General features: G+C 66.0%; 9 protein-coding genes and 2 pseudogenes. 9 read left to right on the forward strand and 2 right to left on the reverse strand.

Annotation, left to right across the window (positions count from 1 at the left end):
* A pseudogene (locus AC2VOU_RS13495) lies at nucleotides 1-513 on the forward strand (preprotein translocase subunit SecA); the annotation flags it as partial.
* Here AC2VOU_RS13495 and AC2VOU_RS13500 read toward each other — a convergent pair.
* Complete coding sequence (locus AC2VOU_RS13500) at nucleotides 510-824, reverse strand: Rv3235 family protein (protein ID WP_486957838.1); 315 nt, start codon at nucleotides 822-824, stop codon at nucleotides 510-512. The pseudogene AC2VOU_RS13495 and the gene AC2VOU_RS13500 sit on opposite strands and share 4 nt — an antisense overlap.
* A 390-nt stretch (nucleotides 825-1,214) precedes the next feature.
* On the opposite strand from AC2VOU_RS13500, the gene AC2VOU_RS13505 reads away from it, so the two are divergent.
* From AC2VOU_RS13505 to AC2VOU_RS13535, 7 genes and pseudogenes are all read left to right on the forward strand, one after another.
* Nucleotides 1,215-2,615, forward strand: coding sequence for a WS/DGAT/MGAT family O-acyltransferase (locus AC2VOU_RS13505; protein WP_486957839.1), 1,401 nt, complete (start codon nucleotides 1,215-1,217; stop codon nucleotides 2,613-2,615).
* Nucleotides 2,616-2,630: 15 nt separating this feature from the next.
* The gene (gene ppk2, locus AC2VOU_RS13510; RefSeq protein WP_486957840.1) at nucleotides 2,631-3,458 is read left to right on the forward strand and encodes a polyphosphate kinase 2; all 828 of its coding nucleotides are present in this window, start codon (nucleotides 2,631-2,633) and stop codon (nucleotides 3,456-3,458) included.
* A gap of 16 nt (nucleotides 3,459-3,474) precedes the next feature.
* Nucleotides 3,475-3,990: a DUF6912 family protein gene (locus AC2VOU_RS13515; RefSeq protein ID WP_486957846.1), complete on the forward strand. Its 516-nt coding sequence runs from the start codon at nucleotides 3,475-3,477 to the stop codon at nucleotides 3,988-3,990.
* Nucleotides 3,991-4,082: 92 nt separating this feature from the next.
* Nucleotides 4,083-5,234, forward strand: coding sequence for a ferredoxin reductase (locus AC2VOU_RS13520; RefSeq protein WP_486957841.1), 1,152 nt, complete (start codon nucleotides 4,083-4,085; stop codon nucleotides 5,232-5,234).
* A gap of 84 nt (nucleotides 5,235-5,318) precedes the next feature.
* Nucleotides 5,319-6,602, forward strand: a complete 1,284-nt coding sequence (locus tag AC2VOU_RS13525; RefSeq protein ID WP_486957842.1) for a fatty acid desaturase family protein — start codon at nucleotides 5,319-5,321, stop codon at nucleotides 6,600-6,602.
* Between the two features lie 130 nt (nucleotides 6,603-6,732).
* Nucleotides 6,733-6,975: pseudogene (locus AC2VOU_RS13530) on the forward strand (transposase); the annotation flags it as partial.
* 199 nt (nucleotides 6,976-7,174) lie between these two features.
* Nucleotides 7,175-7,909 (forward strand): hypothetical protein, encoded by a 735-nt coding sequence (locus tag AC2VOU_RS13535; RefSeq protein ID WP_486957843.1) that lies wholly within the window; start codon nucleotides 7,175-7,177, stop codon nucleotides 7,907-7,909.
* Nucleotides 7,910-8,042: 133 nt separating this feature from the next.
* Here the strand turns inward: AC2VOU_RS13535 and AC2VOU_RS13540 are convergent, their stop codons facing one another.
* Nucleotides 8,043-9,068: an LLM class flavin-dependent oxidoreductase gene (locus tag AC2VOU_RS13540; RefSeq protein WP_486957844.1), complete on the reverse strand. Its 1,026-nt coding sequence runs from the start codon at nucleotides 9,066-9,068 to the stop codon at nucleotides 8,043-8,045.
* Here AC2VOU_RS13540 and AC2VOU_RS13545 point away from each other — a divergent pair.
* On the forward strand, nucleotides 9,067-9,579 hold the full coding sequence (locus tag AC2VOU_RS13545) for an SRPBCC family protein (RefSeq protein WP_486957845.1): 513 nt from the start codon (nucleotides 9,067-9,069) through the stop codon (nucleotides 9,577-9,579). The two genes, AC2VOU_RS13540 and AC2VOU_RS13545, sit on opposite strands and share 2 nt — an antisense overlap.
* The last annotated feature ends 147 nt before the right edge of the window (nucleotides 9,580-9,726 follow it).

Genomic DNA, 9,726 nt, shown 5'->3' on the forward strand with positions numbered 1-9,726 from the left:
GAGCGCAACGTGCTGCTCAACGTCATCGACCGCAAATGGCGCGAGCACCTCTACGAGATGGACTACCTCAAAGAGGGCATCGGCCTGCGCGCGATGGCCCAGCGCGATCCGCTGGTCGAATACCAGCGTGAGGGCTTCGACATGTTCACCGGCATGCTGGACGGCCTCAAAGAAGAGTCCGTCGGTTTCTTGTTCAACGTCGCCGTCGAGGCGGTTCCGCCGCAGCAGGTCGGCCAGGTCGACGAGCCGGAAGGCTTGGCCGAGTTCGCCGCCGCTGCGGCGGGCGCCCAGCAGCGCAGCGGCGCGGCGCGTGAGCCGGCGCCCGCGTTGCGCGCCAAGGGCATTGACAACGAGGCACCGCAACTGACTTACACCGGACCCGCCGAAGACGGCTCGGCGCAGGTGCAGGGCAACGGGGACAAGGCGCCGGCGCGCGCGGGTGGCGGAAGCCGACGTGAGCGTCGCGAGGCGGCCCGGCGGCAAGGCCGGCACGTCAAGCCCAAGCGGCGCTAACCAATATGGAGCGCGACCACCTGCCAGCGTTCGGCGAACTGCTCGATGCGGCAGGCAATGGCGTGTGTGCGCGGGCCGCGGCTGTAGCTGCCGAACACCTCGGCCGCTGCCAGGCCGCTCACTGGTTGCAGCCGAATCCGGCGTAGCACCGCCACCGCATCCGGGCGGTCGCCGCGTCGATTGGCCGACAGCACCGAGTCGACGAGTTCGGCGGCCAGCAGCCCCTTCAGTTGCGCAATCGGGCGCCGGCGGTCGATGACCTCCAACACCCGGCGTAGGGCGGCGTCGGCAAAGCCGGCCGCTTGCCGCATCGGCATTGTGGATGTCGGTGGATGTCGTTGTGGCACATGAATATGGCGCTTTCGCGGGACTCTCGACGAGGGCCTGCACTGCCGGACATCCCGGGCCGGGGGTTCGCAGTCGACGACCGGGGTGACCGCGAACGGCTTGCGCTCCACTGAGCTTGACTCCGATGGACTGGAACCGGTCGACATTGAACTCTCCCGCACGTTTCGAAGGGCCGTACACCAACTGGCCTGCTGGAGAGTGGCAGACGAGTGTGAGGATCATCGCACAATCACCGCGTCCGCGTACCCGCGCTGTGCAGGGGGTCCGCCAGCCGGTGAGCGTTTCCGGCATATTGGTTAGTGGACCAATACGTAAGGGACCAATTCGTAAGGGACGTAAGGGGGAGAGGCGACGTGACCCGGTTGTCCGCTTCGGACGCGTCCTTCTACCAGATGGAGAACTCGTCGACGCCGCTCTACGTCGGGTCGTTGTCGATCCTGCGGCAGCCGCGCGCCGGGCTGAGCTATGAGACCTTGTTGGCCGCTGTGGAGCGGCAACTGCCGAAGGTTCCGCGCTATCGGCAGAAGGTCCGTGAAGTGACGATGCGGTTGGCCCGGCCAGTCTGGGTCGACGACCGCGAGTTCGACATCACCTATCACGTCCGGCGCTCGGCGCTGCCGTCGCCGGGCAGCGACGAGCAGCTGCACGAGCTGATCGGCCGGCTGGCCGCCCGGCCGCTGGACCGCTCGCGGCCGCTCTGGGAGATGTACCTGGTCGAGGGCCTGGCCAAGAACCGGCTGGCGCTCTACACCAAGTCGCATCAGGCGCTGATCAACGGCATGGGCGCGGTGGAGATCAGCCACGTCATCGCCGATCGCAATCGTCGTCCGCCGTCATTCGTCGAAGACATCTGGGTACCCGGCCGCGAACCGGGCCGAGTGCGGCTGCTGCTCGGCGCGGTCGGCGACTGGGCCATCCGTCCACAGGCGCAGCTCAAGGCCGTCCACAGCGGGGTCGTCGACCTGCTGACCAACTCCGGCCAGCTGGCCGACGCCGGCCAACGGATGTTCGAGGTCGCCCGCACGCTGGCGCGTGGCTCGGCGCCGCGCAGCCCGCTGAACACCACGGTGTCGCGCAACCGGCGATACACGGTGGCCTGCGGGCGACTCGACGACTACCGGGCGATCCGGTCGCGGTACAACTGCGACGTCAACGATGTGGTGCTGGCGGTGATCACCGGCGCGCTGCGTAGCTGGCTGTCGTCTCGCGGCGAGCCGCCCGCACCGACCGCGACGGTACGGGCGATGGCGCCGCTGCCGGTCTACGAAGCGTTGGACTCGTCGAGCCGGGGCCAAGCGCTCAGCCAGGTCGCGCCGTTTCTGGTTGAGCTACCGGTAGGCGAGGGCAACACCGTGGTACGGCTGTCCCAGATCGCCCACGCCACCGAAATCAATCCGACCGCGGCCAGCCTGGTGGACGCGCGCACCATCGCGACACTGTCCGGCTTCGCGCCACCGACTCTGCACGCCATGGGGATTCGGGTCGCGACCGGGCTGTCGCCGCGCTTGTTCAACCTGTTGATCACCAATGCGCCCGGTGCCCAGTCCCAGATGTACGTCGCCGGCGCCAAGCTGCTCGAGACCTACGCGGTGCCGCCGCTGCTGAACAATCAGGTATTGGCCATCGGCGTGACGTCGTACAACGGGATGCTGTATTACGGCATCAACGCCGATCGAGACGCGATGAGCGACGTCGACGTGTTTCCGGCATTGCTGGGCGAATCGCTCGATGAACTGCTGGAGGCCGCGCAATAGCCCTACCATTCGATGGTGAGCAAGGCGCAGAACAAGCAGCCCACGATCTCGGTCAAAGTCTATGAAGCCGAATTGTTCAGGCTGCAAACGGAATTGGTAAAACTACAGGAATGGGTGCGCGCGGCAGGTGTTCGCGTCGTCGTAATCTTCGAGGGTCGTGACGGCGCGGGCAAGGGCGGTGTCATCAAACGAGTCGCCGAATACCTCAACCCGCGGTTTGCTCGAATCGCCGCGCTGCCGACGCCGACCGATCGCGAACGCGGGCAGTGGTATTACCAGCGCTACGTCGCGCAACTGCCCACCAGAGGTGAGATCGTGCTCTTCGACCGATCCTGGTACAACCGCGCCGGTGTCGAGAAAGTGATGGGATTCTGCACGCCGCAGGAGCATGCGCTGTTCCTGCAACAGACGCCGATCTTCGAGCAGATGCTGATCGACGACGGAATTCTGTTGCGCAAGTATTGGTTTTCGGTCTCCGAAGAGGAACAGTTGCGGCGATTCAAAGCGCGGCGCAACGACCCGGTGCGGCAATGGAAGTTGAGCCCGATCGACCTGGAATCCCTCTACAAGTGGGAAGACTATTCGCGGGCCCGGGATGAGATGATGACCTACACCGACAAGCCCAGCAGCCCATGGTATTTGGTGGAATCGGACATCAAGAGGCATGCGCGGCTGAACATGATCGCGCATCTGTTGTCCACGATCGACTATCAGCCGGTGAAACTGCCGAAAGTCAAACTACCCGCTGAGCCGGTCGGTACCGGCGACTACCAGCGGCCACCGCGGAAGCTGTCGACTTACGTCGACGACCATGTCGCGACGCTGATCGGCGACCCCGAATGACAAGGACGAACGCGAACTGATGCGCATCTACATCCCGGCGACGCTGGCCATGCTGCAGCAACTCGTCGCCGACGGTTTGCTGCGGCCCGTCGGCGGCACCGCCTTCGCAGTCACCCCCAAGCTGCGTGAGGGCTATGCCGAAGGCGACGACGACGAGCTAGCCGAAGTCGCGCTGCGGGAGGCGGCGCTGGCGTCGATACGGCTGCTGGCCGGCGCGACCGAAGACGGCGGCCACCAAGGCGCGCTGCCGGCTCGGCGCGCGGTGCTGGTGGCCGATGTCGGGGACGTCACACTGCGGCCAGATCTCGACGATGCGGTGGTGCGGGTCGGCGCGGCCGTGACCACCGACGAGGTGGTCGCCGCATTCGTCGACAACGCTGCGGCCGAAGCCCAGGTCAAAGCGGCGATCGAGGTGATCGACGCGGCTGACCTGGGTGACGAGGACGCCGAGCTGACCGTCGGGGATGCCCTCGATCACGACCTGGCGTGGTACGCGACGCAGGAGCTGCCGTTCCTGCTGGAGCTGCTCTGAGCCGGACTTGAGCCGCAGCCAGGTCTAGCTACGGGACCGTAGGTTACGGTACCGTAGGTTCTGTCCCGAGTGAGAGACCAGGAGTTTCGCCAATGGACAGAAAAGTGTCACGTCCGGCCGCCGACGTCATCGCGACCACGCCGATTACGCTGGCCGGAGTGGAGACTCACCCAGGCTGGCACGCGCTTCGCAAAATTGCCCATCGCATCACCACGCCGCTGCTGCCGGATGACTACACCCGCCTCGCCAACCCGCTGTGGTCGGCGCGAGAACTGCGCGGCCGCATTGTGGACGTGCGGCGCGAGACAAGCGATTCGGCGACCCTGGTCATCAAGCCGGGGTGGGGTTTCAGCTTCGACTATGAGCCGGGTCAGTACATCGGCATCGGGTTGTTGATGGACGGCCGCTGGCGCTGGCGCTCCTACTCGTTGACGTCCAGCCCGCTGACCTCGGGCGCGCGCCGCGGCGCGCGTACGGTGACGATCACGGTGAAGGCGATGCCCGAAGGCTTCTTGTCCAGTCACCTGGTCGACGGGGTGCAGCCGGGGACGATCGTGAGATTGGCGGCGCCGCAGGGCAATTTCGTGCTGCCCGACCCGGCGCCGCCGACTGTGTTGTTCCTCACCGCCGGCTCGGGCATCACCCCGGTGATGTCGATGCTGCGCACGCTGGCCCGTCGCGACCAGATCACCGACGTGATCCATGTCCATTCGGCACCCACGGCGCAAGACGTGATGTTCGGTCCCGAACTCGAGCGGTTGGGAAAGGACCATCCCGGCTACCGGTTGCGGCTGCGCGCGACGCGCAGCGAAGGTCGGCTCGATCTGTCCCGGCTCGACGCCGAGGTGCCGGACTGGCGCAGTCGGCAGACCTGGGCGTGTGGCCCCGAGGCGATGCTGGACTCGGCCGAGCAGGCCTGGTCGGCGGCTGGGAACAGGGCTCGCCTGCACCTCGAGCGGTTCGCGGTCTCCAAGGCGGCACCGGCCGGGACCGGCGGCACGGTCACATTCGCCAAGAGCGGAAAGAGCGCCACTGCCGACGCGGCGACATCGCTGATGGATGCCGGTGAGCAGGCTGGTGTGCAGATGCCGTTCGGCTGCCGGATGGGTATCTGCCAGTCCTGCGTGGTCACCCTGTCCGAGGGTCACGTCCGCGATTTGCGGACCGGCCTTGAGCGCGAGCCGGGAACACGCGTGCAGACCTGTGTTTCCGCCGCGTCGGGCAACTGTACTCTCGACGTTTAGAAGCTACCCACTGGTAACCTACGCTTTCGTAGGTTACGATAGCGTAGGTCAGGAACTGCAGTCTGCAGGAAGGCACACACCACGATGGCGATCACCGAACTCTATGTCTTCGCGCATCTGACGGACGCCGACATCGAGAATCACGGCGTCGAACTCGACGCCAACCGCCAGGACATCGAAGACTCTCGTGGCGAGCGCGATGCGCGCTACATCCACCGCACCATCGCCGCGCAGCGCGCCCTCGAAGTCGCCGGCCGACTGATGCTGGCATTCGGCAAGCGCCGGTCGGCCTGGTGGGCAGGTACCGCGACCCTCGGCGTGGCCAAGATCGTCGAGAACATGGAGATCGGCCACAACGTCATGCACGGCCAGTGGGACTGGATGAACGACCCCGAGATCCACTCCTCCTCCTGGGAGTGGGACATGATGGGATCGTCCAAGCACTGGCGATACACCCACAATTTCCTACACCACAAGTACACCAACATTCTCGGCATGGACGACGACGTGGGCTACGGCCTGCTGCGCGTGACCCGCGACGTCCCGTGGAAGCGGTTCAACCTGTTCAACGTTTTCTACAACGCCATGCTCGCGCTTGGCTTCGAATGGGGCGTCGGCCTACAACACGTCGAGGTCGGCAAGATCGTCATGAACCGGATGGACAACGACGACGCTCGCGAACGGGTCGACGAGTTCTTCAACAAGGCCGGTCGCCAGGTCATCAAGGACTACGTCGCTTTCCCGGCGGTCACGGCGCTGTCGCCGGGGGCGTCGTTCACGTCGACGCTGAGGGCCAACATCCTGGCCAACATCATCCGCAACGTGTGGGCCAACGCCATCATCTTCTGCGGGCATTTCCCCGACGGCGCCGAGAAGTTCACCAAGACCGACATGGTCGGCGAGACCAAGGGGCATTGGTACCTGCGTCAGATGCTGGGCAGCGCCAACATCAACGCCGGCCCGGCGATGCGCTTCATGAGCGGGAGCCTGTCCCATCAGATCGAGCACCACCTGTTCCCGGATCTGCCCAGTAACCGGTATGAGGAGATTGCGGTACGGGTGCGCCAGATCTGCGACAAGTACGACTTGCCCTACACCACGGGGCCTTTCCTGGTGCAGTACGGCAAGACGTGGCGGACGATCGCCAAGCTGTCGCTGCCGGACCGCTTCCTGGACGCCACCGCCGACGACGCGCCGGAGACGCGCAGCGAGTCGATGTTCGCCGAACTGGGGCCCGGTTTCGCCGGTGTCGACCCGTCGACTGGCCGTCGTCGCGGACTGAGGACCGCGATCGCCACCGTGCGGGGATGGCGGCGCAACAAGCGGGGTGCCGAGCAGGAGTCTGGACGCGACGAACTCGCCGCCTAAACGAGCGGTGACGCATCCGGCGTGTGGGGCGACCGCGCAGTCCTACGAAGCCGGCCTGTTTCTGCCGATCCAGCCACAAAGCAAACACTCAGAGAATTTCGAGTTGCGTCCAGGGGGCGTGGTGTTCGAGCGGTCCAAGAGCCGCAACGGTTACCGTAACCGTGATTTCGACACCCGCGTCGGCACCATCGACGTGGCCATTCCCGCGGGGTGTCCACCCGGCGTATGGAGCGCCTCGTCGAAACCCCGGGTGTGACAAGGTTTTTCCAGGTCACAGGTGTCGAGGCCAGGAGCTCGACGACGCGGTGAGGCGTTTCGCACCCGCCCGCTTTACGCCGGTCCGTACACGTTCGTCGCCGACGAATCCGTTGTCGCCCACTATGATCGAGCGAGCCCCGATACACCACTTCCATGGGCGTGATCAGATTTTAGGCAAATCCCTGGCTGGTGTTTATGTTCCGCTTATGGTGCGGTAGAGTTCGGCTCCGGGGGTTTCCGGGGCTGGAGAACGTGGCCCTAGTCGCACCTCCTGGTGAACCGGTCACCGCATCGACTAGGAGAAAAGAGTTTTTATGTTCAATCGACGTATCGCCATGCCCTTGGGCGCGGTAGCAGGTGGGCTGCTGGCTTCGGCATTCCTGCCCGTCGCCGTCGCCTTCGCCGACACCACCGACGCCGCCGCCGCCGCTGCCAGCACCACCGACGTGTTCCCGACCGTGCCCGGCTCCGACGCCATCACGATCGGCACCACCACCTTCGACCCCTACACCTTGGTAAGCGGTGCCCAGGTGGAAGGCTTCGCCCCCGTGACCGAGGGAGTCGGTACTCCCGACTTTTTCCAGACCGGCAGCGTTACTCAGGACTTCGACATCTACACCACGGCCAGCGGCGCCACCTCCCCGACGCTCGACGGGAGCGTCATCACCAGCGAGAACGTCACCAGCCTCGGTAGCATCACCAACACCGGGTTCGACGTCACGAGTGGAACGTACGATTCGGGGGTCACCTCGGGCCTGCCGGCCGACGGAACGATGTACGACGTCACCAACTTCGGCAGCGGCTATGAGAACGTCTTCGAGCAGGTCCCGGCCGCCACCGACGCCTCCTCTGCCGCCCCGACTGTCGCGGACGAATTCGTGACGCCGTTCGGTGACTATGACCTGACGCCCTACGTCAGTGCTCTTGACCTCTCAAGCCTGGACCCGGGTGCGGCCTTCGGTCTCGGCGCTGACGCAGGCAGTGCCGCCGCTGAGGCAGGCAGTGCCGCCGCTGCGAGCATCGACCCGCTGTCGTTCCTCGGATTCTGAGGCGTCGTCGGCTGAACTGAATCGTGTGACAAACATCCCGGGTCGTCAGGGGCGGCCCGGGATGTTTGTCGTGTGAGCCATCCGAGGTGTGGACGCCGTCAGGCCACGACACTGTCCAGCGGGATTGACGGGCTCACGCCTTCTCGACGATGCTGACCAGCCGCTGCAGCGCCTCGAGTTGCTGGGAATGGTCACCGTCGAGCTTCGTCAACAGCGTGGTGATGCCGGCCGCCCGGTAACGGTCCACCCGCTCGGCGATAACGTCGTCGCCACCAAGCAGATTCGTCAGCTTGCCGAGGTCCAGCGGTACGTTGGCGCGGGCCTCGTCGCGGTTGCCGGCCTGCCACAGCTCGGCGACCGTGGCGACTTCGTCGGCGTAACCCAGCCGGCTGAACGCGGCGTTGTAAAAATTCTGCCCGCCCACACCCATCGCCCCGATCGTGAACGCGTACCCGTCGGCGTGCCGGCGCGCGGCGGCGTCGCTGGATGCCCGGTCGTCGTGGAACTCCAGCGCCACCGGTGCGACCAGGTCGAGCTGATCCAGCGTTCGCCCGGCCCGCTGGGCGCCAGTGCGCAACGGTCCGAGGAACACCTCGGCCGCCTCGGGAATGAACGCATTGCCCAGCCAGCCGTCGGCCGCTTCGCCGGTCAACTCCAGGTTCCGCGGGCCCATCGCCGCGACGTAGACGGGAACATGCTCGGGACGCACCATCGGCCGCAGCGCGGTGCCGCGACTGTCCGGCAGCGGTAGCGGGTAGACCTCGCCGGCGTGCTCGAGGCGCTCGCCGCGGCTGATCATCCGGACGATCTCGATGGTCTCCCGGGTGGTCTGCACCGGCTTGCGGAAGCGGACCCCGTGCCAGCCCTCCATCACCCGCGGTCCCGAGGTGCCGATGCCCAGGATGAAGCGGCCCGCCGACAGCTCCTGCAGGCTGAGCGCCGACGTCGCCAGCAACGCTGGACTGCGCGAACCCAGTTGCACCACAAAGGTTCCCAGCTGTATCGACGATGTCTTGGCGGCCAGGTAGGCCAGCCCGGTCAGCGCGTCGTAACCCCAGACCTCGGGCACCCACAGCGATGCGACCCCGATCCGCTCGGCGGCCACCGCAAACTCGGCGGCGCCCGGCAGCCGGGGTTCTATCATCGCGCCGATCTTCATGGCTGGCATGCTAACCGTCATGCGCTACCGCGACCTGCCCACCGTCGAAGTCACTCAACGGGTTCGCTGTGACCTTCCCACGGCATGGCGCCTGGTGAGCGACATCAGCCTGCCGACGCACTGCTCGTCAGAGCTGCAGAGCGTCGAGTGGCTCGACGGAGCCACCGGCCTCGACGTCGGTGCCCGTTTCCGCGGCCGCAACAAGCACGAGGCATTGGGGGAGTGGACGACGGTGTGCGAGGTCGTCGAAGTCGAGGACGGGCGCCGTTGGGTGTACAACGTCGTGGGGCCCGAGGGTGTCTTCGCGACGTGGGCGTTCGAGGTCGACCCGGCCAGCGACGGCGTGCTGATCCGACAGTGGGGCCGGATGGGCCCTGGGCCGTCGGGTCTGACCCCGGCGATCGCGGCGCACCCGGACAAGGAAGCCCGGATCATTTCTCGCCGGCTGGCCGAGTGGCAGCAGAACATGCAGGCCAACCTGGAGTGGGTCCGTTCGCAGGCCGAGGGCTGAGCCGCTTTATGTCTGCCCCTCCTGGCGTCGAGTGTGCACTGACGGCTTCGAGTGTGAAACGTGCGCGGGATTTTCGCGATTTTCCCGCCCACGTTTCACGCTCGAGGCCCAGGATTCACACTCGATGCATGCGGCGCAGACTTGACC

The organism is Mycobacterium sp. TH-M25 (genome assembly GCF_057473665.1).